This window comes from Streptomyces sp. NPDC058701 (assembly GCF_042715295.1).
Lineage (GTDB): Bacteria > Actinomycetota > Actinomycetes > Streptomycetales > Streptomycetaceae > Streptomyces.
The window spans coordinates 84,753-97,537 of record NZ_JBHXSY010000010.1 but is presented as its reverse complement, the minus strand read 5'-3'; the positions used below and the strand labels follow the sequence as shown (position 1 = coordinate 97,537).

The 12,785-nt window shown below is 73.5% G+C and carries 10 protein-coding genes; 4 read left to right on the top strand and 6 right to left on the bottom strand.

Features of this window, described 5'->3' with window-relative positions; genetic code table 11:
* Positions 1-30: 30 nt before the first annotated feature.
* Complete coding sequence (locus tag ACFWW8_RS13675; RefSeq protein WP_386527803.1) at positions 31-741, top strand: GDSL-type esterase/lipase family protein; 711 nt, start codon at positions 31-33, stop codon at positions 739-741.
* 106 nt (positions 742-847) lie between these two features.
* Here the strand turns inward: ACFWW8_RS13675 and ACFWW8_RS13670 are convergent, their stop codons facing one another.
* The 4 genes from ACFWW8_RS13670 to ACFWW8_RS13655 all read right to left on the bottom strand — a co-directional run bounded on the left by ACFWW8_RS13670 (position 848) and on the right by ACFWW8_RS13655 (position 4,651).
* Positions 848-1,837, bottom strand: coding sequence for an aldo/keto reductase (locus ACFWW8_RS13670; protein ID WP_386527800.1), 990 nt, complete (start codon positions 1,835-1,837; stop codon positions 848-850).
* 339 nt (positions 1,838-2,176) lie between these two features.
* Complete coding sequence (thpR, locus tag ACFWW8_RS13665) at positions 2,177-2,734, bottom strand: RNA 2',3'-cyclic phosphodiesterase (protein ID WP_386527798.1); 558 nt, start codon at positions 2,732-2,734, stop codon at positions 2,177-2,179.
* Between the two features lie 41 nt (positions 2,735-2,775).
* Positions 2,776-4,188: an MFS transporter gene (locus tag ACFWW8_RS13660; protein WP_386527796.1), complete on the bottom strand. Its 1,413-nt coding sequence runs from the start codon at positions 4,186-4,188 to the stop codon at positions 2,776-2,778.
* A 25-nt stretch (positions 4,189-4,213) separates the two neighbouring features.
* Positions 4,214-4,651 carry a MarR family winged helix-turn-helix transcriptional regulator gene (locus ACFWW8_RS13655; RefSeq protein WP_073919573.1) on the bottom strand — a complete coding sequence of 146 codons (438 nt, stop codon included), beginning with the start codon at positions 4,649-4,651 and terminating at the stop codon, positions 4,214-4,216.
* A 119-nt stretch (positions 4,652-4,770) separates the two neighbouring features.
* Between ACFWW8_RS13655 and ACFWW8_RS13650 the strand changes: the two genes are divergently transcribed.
* Positions 4,771-4,953 carry a ribbon-helix-helix protein, CopG family gene (locus ACFWW8_RS13650; RefSeq protein WP_183067875.1) on the top strand — a complete coding sequence of 61 codons (183 nt, stop codon included), beginning with the start codon at positions 4,771-4,773 and terminating at the stop codon, positions 4,951-4,953.
* 34 nt (positions 4,954-4,987) lie between these two features.
* Here the strand turns inward: ACFWW8_RS13650 and ACFWW8_RS13645 are convergent, their stop codons facing one another.
* Positions 4,988-6,439, bottom strand: coding sequence for an NCS2 family permease (locus ACFWW8_RS13645; RefSeq protein ID WP_386527793.1), 1,452 nt, complete (start codon positions 6,437-6,439; stop codon positions 4,988-4,990).
* A 128-nt stretch (positions 6,440-6,567) separates the two neighbouring features.
* On the opposite strand from ACFWW8_RS13645, the gene ACFWW8_RS13640 reads away from it, so the two are divergent.
* Positions 6,568-6,906 (top strand): DUF2530 domain-containing protein, encoded by a 339-nt coding sequence (locus ACFWW8_RS13640; RefSeq protein ID WP_386527791.1) that lies wholly within the window; start codon positions 6,568-6,570, stop codon positions 6,904-6,906.
* A gap of 144 nt (positions 6,907-7,050) precedes the next feature.
* Positions 7,051-9,516 (top strand): HAD-IC family P-type ATPase, encoded by a 2,466-nt coding sequence (locus tag ACFWW8_RS13635; RefSeq protein ID WP_386527788.1) that lies wholly within the window; start codon positions 7,051-7,053, stop codon positions 9,514-9,516.
* A gap of 54 nt (positions 9,517-9,570) precedes the next feature.
* On the opposite strand, the gene ACFWW8_RS13630 is transcribed toward ACFWW8_RS13635, so the two are convergent.
* Entirely contained in the window at positions 9,571-12,723 is a 3,153-nt protein-coding gene (locus ACFWW8_RS13630) for a sacsin N-terminal ATP-binding-like domain-containing protein (RefSeq protein ID WP_386528112.1), read from the bottom strand.
* Positions 12,724-12,785: the final 62 nt, after the last annotated feature.

The following is a 12,785-nucleotide window of genomic DNA, read 5'->3' as shown; positions in this document are numbered from 1 at the left end:
GCCCGGCACGTGATCCGCGATGATGACCGGATGCGTTTCATGTTCGTCGGCGATTCCATGACCATCGGACGCGCCGGCGACTACACCTGGCGCTACCGGATGTGGCAGCACCTGGGCGCCGCCCTCGGCGGGCCCTTCGAGATCGTCGGCCCGCGCACCGCGCTGTACGACGACGGCGCCGCCGGGGCGCCCGCCGCCGATCCGGCCGGCTGTCAGGCGTACGCCGGCCCGGACTTCCCCGGGGAGGCCCGCCGCCACCTGGCCGGATGGGGCGAGGGCTGGCAGCACATGGCGCCCCTGATCGGCCCCGCGGCCGGTGCCGCCGGTGCGGACGTCCTGCTCGTCTCCCTCGGCCTGATCGACCTCGGCTTCTACACCCGCGCCGACCAGACCGCCGAGAACGTGCGCCGGTTCGTCGCCGCGGCCCGCGCGGCCCGTCCGGCCGTGCGGATGGTGCTGCTGCCGGTCATACCGAACGTCCGCGCCCGGCAGGACGCCCCGTTCGCCGCCGAGGTGGCCCGCTTCAACGAGCTGCTGGCGAAGGCCGTGGCCGACCTGACGACCGACGCCTCGCCGATCCTGCTGGCCGCGCGCCCGGCCTCCTACGACATCGACCACGACACCTACGACGGCACGCACCCCAACGCCTCCGGGGAGCACCGCATCGCCGGCGAGTTCGCGGCCGTCCTCCACCAGGCCTGGGGCATCGGCGGCCCCTACCGCCCCGCCCCGCAGCCGTAACGGGCCCCTGGCGGGGCCGACTTGCCCGGAGCCCCCGCGGTACGGCGTACGGACGCCGCCGCCCGGGGCGGGGCGGCGGCGTCCGCGGTACGGCGCGGGGACGCGCCTACCAGGCGAACGCCTCCGGGGAGGCCCCCGGGCCGGGGAAGATCTCGTCCAGGGCCGTCAGGAGCTCCTCGCTCAGCTCCAGTTCCAGCGCGCGCAGGGCACTCTCCAACTGCTCGGCGGTGCGGGGGCCGACGATCGGACCGGTGACCCCGGGGCGCGTCAGCAGCCAGGCCAGCGCCGTCTCGCCGGGCTCCAGGCCGTGCTTGTCGAGCAGGTCCTCGTACGCCTGCACCTGTGCCCGTACGGACGTGCTGGCCAGCGCGTCGGCGGAGCGCCCGGAGGCGCGGCGGCCGCCCTGGACCTCCTTCTTGATCACACCGCCCAGCAGGCCGCCGTGCAGCGGGGACCACGGGATGACCCCGAGCCCGTACTCGCGGGCGGCGGGGACGACCTCCATCTCGGCCCGGCGCTCGGCCAGGTTGTACAGGCACTGCTCGCTGACCAGGCCGACGCCGCCGCGGCGGGCGGCGGTCTCGTTGGCCTGCGCGATCTTGTACCCGGGGAAGTTCGACGACCCCGCGTACAGCACCTTGCCCTGCTGGATCAGGACCTCGACCGCCTGCCAGATCTCCTCGAAGGGGGTCCGGCGGTCGATGTGGTGGAACTGGTAGAGGTCGATGTAGTCGGTCTGGAGCCGCTTCAGGCTGGCCTCGACGGCCCGCCGGATGTTCAGGGCCGACAGCCGGTCGTGGTTGGGCCACGGGTCCCCGTCGCCGGCCATGTTCCCGTACACCTTCGTGGCCAGGACCGTCTTGTCCCGGCGGCCGCCGCCCTGGGCGAACCAGGTGCCGATGATCTCCTCGGTGCGGCCCTTGTTCTCGCCCCAGCCGTAGACGTTGGCGGTGTCCACGAAGTTCAGGCCCGCGCCGAGGGCGGCGTCGAGAATGCCGTGGCTGGCGGATTCGTCTGTCTGGGGACCGAAGTTCATCGTGCCGAGAACGAGTCGGCTGACCTTGAGTCCCGTGCGTCCGAGCTGCGTGTACTTCATGGGACGCAAGCCAACTGCTTCGAGTCCACTCCAGGCAAGGGCACCTCGCGAACCCGCGGCTCCCGAGGTGCGGGCAGGGCGGGGCCCGGCCGGGGCACGGGAGGGCCCGGAAGGGACGCGGGCGGGCCGGGAGGCGGCGCGGGCGGGCTACTGGCCGACGGCCGCCGCCACGGCCACGACGACGAACATCAGCACGAGCACACCCGCCATGACGCGGTTTCTGGTCTTGGGATCCACCCGTCGAGCCTAACCCGGCCCGCCGGGCGGCCCCGCACGGCCCCCGGCGGCCGCATCCCGGGCGGCCCCGCACGCCGGGCGGGTGCGGTCCGGCGGCGGCCGTCAGCGGCCGGTCAGCGGCCAGGCACCCACGGTCTCGTAGCGGGGCTGCTCGCCCGGCACCCCGCCGGCGGGGAGGTTGCTGCGGACCAGGCTGAGGGTGTCGGCCGGCCAGGGGGCGCCCTCGAAGCCGGCGAGCGCGTCGAGGTACGGGCCCAGGGGGGTGGAGGCGTGGCGGCTGCGGGCCAGGGTGAGGTGCGGGGTGTAGCGGTGGTGCTGCTCCATCGGCACGCCGGCCCGCCGGGCGGCGGCGTCGGCCCGTTCGGCGAGCAGCCGCAGCGCGTCCAGCCCGCCGGCGGCCCCGGCCCACAGGGCCCGGTCGCCGAAGTGCCCGGAGCCGTGCAGCCGCAGGGTGAAGGGCGCGGTGCGGTGGGCTGCGCGCTCCAGCCGGGCGTGCAGGTCCGGGAGCACCTCCTCCCGTACCTCCCCCATGAAGGCGAGCGTGAAGTGCCAGCCGGACTCCGCGGTCCAGGTCAGCCGGTCGTCACGCAGCGGCCGTACGGCCTGTGCCAGCTCGGCGACGGCCGCCGGCGGCGGCAGTACGGCGGCGAACAGTCTCATCCCCCGACCCTACCGGCGCCGCCGCCCGCGCCCCGGACCCGTCAGGCGGCCGTGACCAGTTCGCGCCGGCGCGGCGACGGGACGAAGGCCACGCCGCGCCGGTCGACCCGCAGCCGGAGGTTGCCGACGCGGGCCAGCACCACGGCGATCGCCACGGAGGCGATCAGCGAGATCACCCCGCCCGCCGCCATCCCGATCCGGGCGCCGTACGTGTCCGTGATCCAGCCCAGCAGCGGGGCGCCCAGCGGGGTCCCGCCAGTGAAGACCATCATGAACAGGGCCATGACCCGGCCCCGCATCTCGGGGTCGGTGGCCATCTGCACGCTGGAGTTGGCGGTGACGTTGACCGTCAGGCCGAAGACGCCGATCGGCACCAGCAGCGCGGCGAACAGCCAGAGGCCGGGCGCGAACGCCGTCACGGTCAGCAGCGCGGCGAACAGCACGGCCGCGGCCACCAGGAGCCGGAGCCGGGAGTGTCCGCGCCGGGCCGCGAGCAGCGCCCCCGCGAGGGAGCCGGCGGCGATCAGGGTGTTGAAGAGCCCGTACGTGCCCGCGTCCCCGTGGAAGACCTCGCTGACGAACGCCGACAGCCAGATCGGGAAGTTGAACCCGAAGGTGCCGATGAAGCCGACCAGCACGATCGGCCAGACCAGCTCGGGGCGCCCGGCGACGTACCGCAGTCCTTCGCGCAGCTGCCCCTTGGCGCGGGGCCTGGGCTCGACGGGGTGGAGTTCGCCGGTGCGCATCAGCAGCAGTCCGGCGATCGGCGCGGCGAAGGACAGCCCGTTCAGCAGGAAGGCCCAGCCGGAGCCGACGGCGGTGATCAGCACACCGGCGATCGCCGGGCCGACCAGTCGCGCGGACTGGAAGTTGGCCGAGTTCAGGCTGACCGCGTTGGCGACCTGGTCCTTGCCGACCATCTCGGGGACGAAGGTCTGGCGGGCCGGGTTGTCGACGACGGTCACGAGGCCGAGCAGGAAGGCGGCGAGGTAGACGTGCCAGACCTGGACCTGTCCCGCGAGGGTGAGGACGGCGAGCGCGACACCCGTGAGGCCCATGGCGCTCTGGGTGGCGAGCAGCAGCGGGCGCTTCGGCAGCCGGTCGGCGAGGACGCCGCCGTAGAGGCCGAACAGCAGCATCGGCAGGAACTGCAGGGCGATGGTCACGCCGACCGCGGAGGCCGATCCGGTCAGGGACAGGACCAGCCAGTCCTGGGCGATGCGCTGCATCCAGGTGCCCGTGTTGGAGACCACCTGGCCGGTCGCGAAGAGCCGGTAGTTGCGGATCTTCAGCGAGCTGAACATGGAGTTCTTGACCGCGGGTGCGGTGGGTGCCGCGGCGGCGGGTGCTCCGTCAGCGGATGCTCCGGCGGCGGCCACGGGGGCGGCGCCGTCGGCAGTAGGGGGGGTGGATATGTGGCCGGGTGCGGAGTCTGCTCCGGTTCCCGTACTCAAAAGCGTTCGCCTCCTGGCGTCGTTCCTACAGGTGGGCGAGCTTCTCCAGGACGGGTGCGGCCTCGCGCAGCTTGGCCCACTCGTCCTCGGTCAGCTCGGCCGCGAGCCCGGCCAGGAAGGCGTTGCGCTTGCGGCGGCTCTCTTCGAGCATCGCCTCGGCTTCCTCGGTCTGGCGGACCACCTTCTGGCGGCGGTCGTCGGGGTGCGGCTCCAGCGTGACCAGTCCCTTGGCCTCCAGGAGCGCGACGATGCGTGTCATCGACGGCGGCTGGACGTGCTCCCGCCGGGCCAGCTCGCCCGGGGTGGCGTGGCCGCACCGGGCGAGGGTGCCGAGTACCGACATCTCGGTCGGGCTCAGCGACTCGTCGACGCGCTGGTGCTTGAGGCGCCGACCCAGTCGCATGACGGCGGAGCGGAGATCGTTCACGGCGGCAGCGTCGTCGCCATGGGAGAGGTCATGCATGTCCTTAGAGTAACTCATTACTCTCGCTAAAGAACACCCATGGTGTTTCGTCACTCGTACGAGTGAGTGGGCGGCGGAAAGTGACACGCGTCCACGTCCTGTGCCCCGACTCTTTCGGCATGGGGACACATGTGCTCAGCATGCGCATAGACGGGGAGCTCCTCGAGAGGCTCCGGATCCATGCCGCCAAACGCGGAATGAGCGTCCAGGACTATGTGGTCCGGACGCTCATTCGCGACGACTTCGACGAGCGCTTCAAGGCGGCCGTCGACGAGACGGAGAAGTTCTACGGGCTCACCTGATCAGGTGGGTCGGCCCGGCCCGACCGGGGTCCGGTCAGGTGAGGCCGAGGGCCGGCATCGCGTAGTAGAAGACGAACACCGTGGCCACGACGTACATGGCCACCGGGACACCGCGGCCCCGGCCGGTCGCCAGCCGCAGCACGCAGAAGCTCACGAAGCCGATGCCGATGCCGTTGGTGATCGAGTAGGTGAAGGGCATCATCACCATGGCCAGGAAGGCCGGGACGGCGATGGTGAAGTCGCTCCAGTCGATGTCCCGCACCGAGCCCGCCAGGATCAGGAAGCCCACCGCCAGCAGCGCGGGGGTCGCGGCCTGGGACGGGACCATGGTCGCGAGCGGCGTGAGGAACAGCGCCACGGCGAAGAGGCCGCCCGTCACGACGTTCGCCAGTCCCGTACGGGCGCCCTCGCCGACGCCGGCCGTGGACTCCACGAAGCAGGTGGTCGCGGAGGACGAGGTCGCGCCGCCCGAGGCGACGGCGAGGCCGTCGACCAGCAGGACCCGGTTGATGCCGGGGAAGGTGCCGTCCTTCTCGATCAGCTTCGCCTCGTCGCCGACGCCGAGGATCGTGCCCATGGCGTCGAAGAAGCAGGACAGCAGGACGGTGAAGACGAACAGGATGCCGGTCAGCATCCCGACCTTCCCGAAGCCGCCGAACAGGCTGACCTGGCCGACCAGCCCGAAGTCGGGCGCGGCCACGGGGTTGCCGGGCCACTCGGGAACGGTCAGGCCCCACGCCTCGGCCGGCAGGCTCGTGACGAGCTGGACGGCCACCGCGGCGACGGTCATGGCGACGATGGAGATCAGGATCGCGCCCGGGACCTTGCGGATGATCAGCGCGAGGGTCAGCAGCGTTCCGACGATGAAGATCAGGACCGGCCAGCCGTGCAGGTGGCCGTCGCTGCCGAGCTGGAGCGGGACCGTGGTGTGCGCGGCGTCCGGGATGCGGGAGACGAAGCCCGAGTCGACGAGGCCGATCAGCATGATGAACAGGCCGATGCCGATGGCGATGCCCTTGCGCAGGCCCAGCGGGACGGCGTTCATCACCCGCTCGCGCAGACCGGTGGCGACGAGCAGCATCACCACGAAGCCGGCCAGGACCACCATGCCCATGGCGTCGGGCCAGCTCATGCGCGGGGCGAGCTGGAGGGCGACCACGGTGTTCACGCCGAGGCCGGCGGCCAGTGCGATCGGGACGTTGCCGATGACACCCATGAGGAGGGTGGAGAAGGCGGCCGTCAGGACGGTGGCGGTGACGAGCTGGCCGCCGTCGAGCTGGTTGCCGTACATGTCCTTCGCGCTGCCCAGGATGATCGGGTTGAGCACGATGATGTAGGCCATCGCGAAGAACGTCGCGAGACCGCCGCGGACCTCGCGGGCCACGGTCGAGCCGCGCGCGGAGATCTTGAAGTAGCGGTCCAGGCCGGTCTCGCGGGAGGGGGGCTCCGGGGCGGTGGGCGTGGGGGCGGGGGCCGGGGTGCTCATACGGTCCTCATTGGGTGGTTCATACGAAGAAAATGGGCCACGCCCACATCGTTTCAGTATGAACACATGAACGAAGGGGCGTCTATCTCCGCGCGTAGACCCTGCGCCACCCGGCCTAGACTTGCCGCATGGCGAAATGGACAGCGCGGCACGAGGCGCCCGAACCCCTGGAGGGTCCGGTCGTCGCCACCGTCACCGGCGGCACGATCATCTGGTTCGCCCTCTTCCTCGTCCAGCTCCCCTTCTACGGGTGGTTCGCGGACCGCGGCCAGCTGTGGTGGGTGTGGACCTGCGCGGCCGGTGGCCTCCTCGGCCTGATCGGCATCTGGTACGTCCGCGGCCGCGAGGCGGCCCTGAAGCGCCATGCGCAGGCCGGGGCCGCCGCACAGGACGGGCCCGCCGGTGCCGCCGCACAGGACGGGTCCGCCGGGGGCGACGTGCCGGGCGGACCGGCCGCCGCGGGCTGACCGCCGCGGGCCGGCCGCCGGGGCCGGCCGTCTCCGCCGACGGGCGGCCCGGGGGCGACCAGGGGACGATTCGGGTCATCCCCAAGTCGGATCTTCGGCCCGCTCGGCGGGTGCGGCGTTCTCACGCCCCTTACCGTCGAGAGCATGACGCAGCGGGCGAGGATCGAATCCGATGGACCGGAGCCGGGCGGCCCGCCCGCCGGGACCGCCATCGACGCAGGGGCCGAGCTGGATCCCGTACACCCGATGCGGCCGCCCGCCCCGAGATTCAAGCCGGGCGGACTGAGCACCGCCGAAGTCGCCGAACGGGTCGCCAGCGGCGACGTCAACGACGTCCCGGTCCGCTCCTCGCGCTCCGCCACCGAGATCGTCCGCGCCAACGTCTTCACCCGCTTCAACGCGATCATCGGCGTGCTGTGGGTGGTCATGTTCTTCGTCGCGCCTATCCAGGACAGCCTCTTCGGCTTCGTGATCATCGCGAACACCGGCATCGGCATCATCCAGGAGCTCCGCGCCAAGAAGACCCTCGACGGCCTCGCCGTCATCGGCGAGACCAAGCCCAGTGTCCGCCGCGACGGCCGGACCGCCGAGATCTCCACCTCCGAGATCGTCCTCGGCGACGTCATCGAGCTCGGCCCGGGCGACAAGGTCGTCGTCGACGGATCCGTCGGCGAGGCCGACGGGCTGGAGATCGACGAGTCCCTGCTCACCGGCGAGGCCGACCCGGTCCTGAAGAAGCCCGGCGAGCCGGTCATGTCCGGGTCCTTCGTCGTCGCGGGCGGCGGCGCGTTCACCGCCACGAAGGTCGGCCGCGAGGCCTACGCCGCCCAGTTGGCCGAAGAGGCCTCCCGCTTCACGCTCGTCCACTCCGAGCTGCGCTCCGGCATCTCCACCATCCTCAAGTACGTCACCTGGATGATGATCCCGACCTCGATCGGCCTCATCATCAGCCAGCTGATCGTCAAGGACAACAACCTCAAGGACTCCATCGCCCGGACCGTCGGCGGCATCGTTCCGATGATCCCCGAGGGGCTCGTGCTCCTCACCTCCGTCGCCTTCGCGATCGGTGTCATCCGGCTCGGCCGCAAGCAGTGCCTGGTGCAGGAGCTGCCCGCCATCGAGGGCCTCGCCCGGGTGGACGTCGTCTGCCTCGACAAGACCGGCACCCTCACCGAGGGCGGCATGGACGTCACCGAGCTCCGCCCGCTCGGCGGCGCGGACCCGGCGTACGTCAAGAAGGTCCTCGGCGCCCTCGGCGAGTCCGACCCGCGCCCCAACGCCAGCCTCCAGGCCATCATCGACGCCTACCCCGACAGCGCCGAGTGGCGCTGCACCGAGTCCCTGCCGTTCTCCTCCGCCCGCAAGTACAGCGGCGCCAGCGTCAGCGAGGGCGACGGCGAGAACAACACCTGGCTGCTGGGCGCCCCCGACGTGCTCCTCCCGGCGGGCGACCCGGCCCTCGACGAGATCAACGGCCTCAACGAGCAGGGCCTGCGGGTCCTGCTCCTCGCCCGCTCCGGCCGCGAGCTCGACGACGCGGCCGTCGCCACCGGCGTCCGGCCCACCGCCCTGATCGTCCTGGAACAGCGGCTGCGGCCCGACGCCGCCGACACGCTGCGCTACTTCGAGGACCAGGGCGTCAAGGCGAAGGTGATCTCCGGCGACAACGCCGTCTCGGTCGGCGCGGTCGCCGGCAAGCTGGGGCTGCCGGGCGCGGAGAACACCGTCGACGCCCGCAGCCTCCCCACCGACCGGGAGGAGATGGCGAAGGCCCTCGACGAGAACGCCGTCTTCGGCCGCGTCACCCCGCAGCAGAAGCGGGACATGGTCGCCGCCCTCCAGTCCCGGGGCCACACGGTCGCCATGACGGGCGACGGGGTCAACGACGTGCTCGCGCTCAAGGACGCCGACATCGGCGTCTCGATGGGATCGGGCTCGGAGGCCACCCGCGCGGTCGCGCAGATCGTGCTGCTGAACAACAGCTTCTCCACCCTCCCCTCGGTGGTCGCCGAGGGCCGTCGGGTCATCGGCAACATCACCCGCGTGGCGACGCTCTTCCTCACGAAGACGGTCTACTCGGTGCTGCTGGCGGTCCTCGTGGTCGTCTCGCAGGTCGAGTACCCCTTCCTGCCGCGCCACCTGACCCTGCTGTCCACCCTCACGATCGGCGTCCCGGCCTTCTTCCTCGCCCTGGCGCCGAACAAGGAGCGGGCCAAACCGCACTTCGTGAAACGCGTGATGCGCTACGCGATCCCGGGCGGCGCCATCGCGGGGACGGCCACGTTCGTGACGTACCTGGTCGCCCGCTCCTACTACACCGGCCCGGACGCCCTCAAGGCGGAGACCAGCGCGGCGACGCTGGCCCTGTTCCTGACGTCGATGTGGGTCCTGGCGATCATCGCCCGTCCGTACACGTGGTGGCGGGTCGGCCTGGTCGGCGTGATGGGCCTGGCGTTCCTGATCGTCCTCGTCGTGCCGTGGCTCCAGGACTTCTTCCAGCTCAAGCTGGTGGGCGCCACGATGCCGTGGATCGCGGTCGCGATCGCGGCCGCCGCGGCGACCCTGATCGAGTTCACCTTCCGCTGGGTCGACCGCAGGTTCCCCGCCTAGGCCGTCTCCCGCGGTGTTCCCTCGTGGGGGCCGGGGGAGACGGGGTGGGGCGGGTCAGTCGAACCAGCGGTCGCGGGCCAGTTCCGCCGTGCGGGACTCGTCCTCCAGCAGGGCCGCCACCTCGAAGCGGCGGGGCCACTGGCCCGCCGCCCAGGCCAGGCCCGCCGCCACGCCCTCCAGCGTGGCCGCGTGCACGGTGCCGTCGGGGGTGCGGCGCCAGTCCAGTTCGGTGCCGCCCGCGATCAGCTCCTCGTGTTCCAGGTAGCCCGCGGGGGTGGCCGGGCCGAGCAGGACCCGTACCGACTCCGGTACGTCGTGCTCCTCGCCGGGCGTGCTCACCTCCGCCGGGACCGTCTCCGAGAGCCGGCGCACCTGGAGCAGCTCCGCCAGGTCCGCCGCCCGGGCCGGGGCGACCGGCAGCAGCGGCAGGCCCGCCGTCAGCGGCAGCAGGTCCGGGGCGTCGGCGATGACGGCGTCGGCCGCGTCGACCACCCGGACCTCGCCGTCCACCACCGCGCGCAGCTCGTCCGGCAGGGTGACCTGCTCGGGGTCCAGGTCCGCCAGCGCCCCGTACAGGCCGTGCAGCTGCCGGTCGGTCACCTCGCGGTCCGGGTCGGCCAGGCGGGCCAGGAGCTCGGCCGCGCCGCCGGGCTCCTCCAGCAGGGCGGGCACGGTCGTGCGTACGCCGAGGGCCCGCAGCACCTGCTCGTCCTCGAAGCCGGTGGCGTCCGCCGGGGTGTAGAGCCCCGCGAGCAGCGGGTCGCCGCCCGCCGAGCGCAGGCCCGCGGGACGGCGGCCGTCGAGCACCGGGTGGTCGCGCAGCCACCAGGCGGTGTACGGGCGCACCGACTGCGTGGTGCCGTCCGGGAGCAGGATCCGTACGGGCTGGGTCAGCGCGTCGCGCAGCGGCGGCCGCGCGAGCATCGCGAGGGCCTGCGGCCAGCAGTCGTCGTCGACGAGGTCCAGGTCCCGCACGGCGACCAGTTCGGTCGCCACCGGCGGCACCGGGGTGTCGGGCAGCTGGTCCAGTACGTCCTCGCACCACACGTCCACGGCGTCCAGCAGGCCGGCGTCGTCGGGCTCGGCGAAGTCGCCGTCGCGGGGCTCCAGTTCGTCGGGGTCCAGGACGACGTCGGTGGCGCGCACCAGCTGGAACTCCGCCAGCACCCCGCAGGCGGTGAGCGGGCCCGCGCCCCACCGGTCCACCAGGTCCGCGTCCACGTACGGCACTTCGTCCTCGCGGATCACCGAGGCCAGCGGTGAGCCCGGCAGCAGCAGTTCGCCCGCCGGGGTCGGCTCGCCGTCCTCGTCGGGCAGGGCGAGCGCGCCGAGCCAGGGCTCGTCGCCCGCAGCCAGGTCGGCGTCGCGGACCAGGCCGAGGACCACCTCGGCCAGCTCGTCGGCGTCCAGCGCGTCGGCGTCCTCGTCCCAGATGTCCCCGGCGTCCAGCGAGGCGGCGACGGCCGCCCGCACCTGCGGGGTCGTCAGGACCGCCCGCGGGGTGGCCGGGAGGGCGCCGAGCTTCTCCAGCAGCGGGTGCGCGGCGTCCGGGTGGGCCACCTTCAGGCCGAGGCGCGCCAGGCTGTCGGGGGTGTCCGCGCCGGGCAGCAGGATGTGCCGGGGGCCGATCGCGGTGCGGCCGTCGGCCAGCGGGACGGGCAGTCCGGACAGCCGGTCGGGGTCCACCCCGGCGAGGCTGTCGTAGAGCCGGTGCCACCAGTCGGGGGTGCGTTCGATGCCGGCGATCCGCTCGATCGCGTCGCCCAGCGGGAGCCGGCCCACGCCCAGGGTGCGCAGCTCGGCGCGCCGCTCCAGGCCCGCGGGGAGCAGGGTCGGCAGGACCTCGGCGAGGACCCGTACGGTGTCGGCGCCCGCGCCCTCCACCACCTCGGCCTCGAAGGGGCGCAGGGCGGCCCGCGCGTCGGCCCCGTCGTCCTGCCCCGCCCGGTCCTCGTCGGGGCCGGGCGGTACGGCGGGGGCGAGGAAGGCCGTACGGGGGAGGCGGCGCAGGACGGCGGCGCGCAGCGCGCCGTCGAGCTCGCCCTTGCCGAGCGGGCCGGGGACGAGGTCGACGAGGGCGGTGGTCACCGGCTCCCAGGTGCCGAGGAGTTCGGCGTAGGCGTCGGCCGCGCGCTCCACGAGGAAGTCGGTCAGGGGTCCGGGCGCGGGGTGCCTGCGGGTGGTGTCCAGCGGCAGGGTCGCGATGAGCAGCGCGGGGATGCCGAGCGGCTCGTCGGTGGGGGTCGGGGCGTGCACGACGGGGGCGGTCGCGGGGCGCACGGGGGCGCCGTCGGCGTCGACGGGCACGGACCAGGACACCGCCCAGGTGGGCCGCAGCCGCTCCTCCACCGGGCGGTCGGCCAGCAGGGCGCGGTCGAGGGGGCCGCCGTGGCGGACGGTGCGCCAGCGGCTGGTGCCCGCCGCGGAGTCCTCGATGACGGCGTACGGGCCCTCGTCGCGGCGGTACAGGGTGCGGGCCCCGCCGGACGGGGTGTCGATGACGACCTCGCGCAGCCCGGGCAGGGTGAGCAGCAGCGCGTCGTCCACGGAGGCGAGCAGCCGCTCGACGAGGTCGGCGGCGGCCGCGTCGCGCAGCGGGAGCACCACGACGGTGTCGTAGCCCTCGGGCGCGGTTCCCTCGGCGGGCAGCGGCAGCCGCAGCAGCGGGACGTGGCCGTCGCGGCGGCGCAGCTCGTCGCCGAGGCCGGGGCTGCCGACGGCGGCCCCCTTGGCCAGCTCGCGGGCCTCGGCCAGCGACCAGCGGACCCCGCCGTGGCGGCCGAGGACCGCGGGCTCGTCGGAGACCGCGAGGACGGCCGCGAAGCCGACGCCGAACCGGCCGACGGGGTCGCCCGAGCCGGTGGACTCCCGTTTGGCGGAGGCGCGCAGGGTGCTCAGCGACTCCACGCCGGTGGCGTCCAGCGGGGCGCCGGTGTTGGCGACGGCCAGGACGCCGTACCCGTCCTCGCCGGCGTGCAGGGTGAGCCGCAGCCGGCCGGGTACCCCGGCGCGGGCCGCGGCGTCGGCGGCGTTCTGCGCGAGCTCGACGACGAGCCGGTCGCGGTAGCCGCCGAGCGCCAGGTCCTCCTCGGCGTTGGCGTCCTCCCGGAAGCGGGCGGGGCCGGCGCCCCAGGCGTCGAGCACCCCGCGCCGCAGCCGGGCCGTGCCGAAGGGGTCCACGCCGTTCCGGGCCGCCGTCACTCGCACGTTCACGCCGCTGCCTCCAAGCCGTACTGCATTCGGGAATGCCGAGCCCTGAAGGTATCGCG

What these genes read in the sequence shown, in the direction of transcription:
- ACFWW8_RS13645 (WP_386527793.1), bottom strand. Translation starts at nt 6,439, where the DNA reads ATGAGCACCCCGGCCCCCGCCCCCACGCCCACCGCCCCGGAGCCCCCC.
- thpR (WP_386527798.1), bottom strand. Translation starts at nt 2,734, where the DNA reads ATGAGACTGTTCGCCGCCGTACTGCCGCCGCCGGCGGCCGTCGCCGAG.
- ACFWW8_RS13670 (WP_386527800.1), bottom strand. Translation starts at nt 1,837, where the DNA reads ATGAAGTACACGCAGCTCGGACGCACGGGACTCAAGGTCAGCCGACTC.
- ACFWW8_RS13640 (WP_386527791.1), top strand. Translation starts at nt 6,568, where the DNA reads ATGGCGAAATGGACAGCGCGGCACGAGGCGCCCGAACCCCTGGAGGGT.
- ACFWW8_RS13635 (WP_386527788.1), top strand. Translation starts at nt 7,051, where the DNA reads ATGACGCAGCGGGCGAGGATCGAATCCGATGGACCGGAGCCGGGCGGC.
- ACFWW8_RS13675 (WP_386527803.1), top strand. Translation starts at nt 31, where the DNA reads ATGCGTTTCATGTTCGTCGGCGATTCCATGACCATCGGACGCGCCGGC.
- ACFWW8_RS13655 (WP_073919573.1), bottom strand. Translation starts at nt 4,651, where the DNA reads ATGCATGACCTCTCCCATGGCGACGACGCTGCCGCCGTGAACGATCTC.
- ACFWW8_RS13650 (WP_183067875.1), top strand. Translation starts at nt 4,771, where the DNA reads ATGGGGACACATGTGCTCAGCATGCGCATAGACGGGGAGCTCCTCGAG.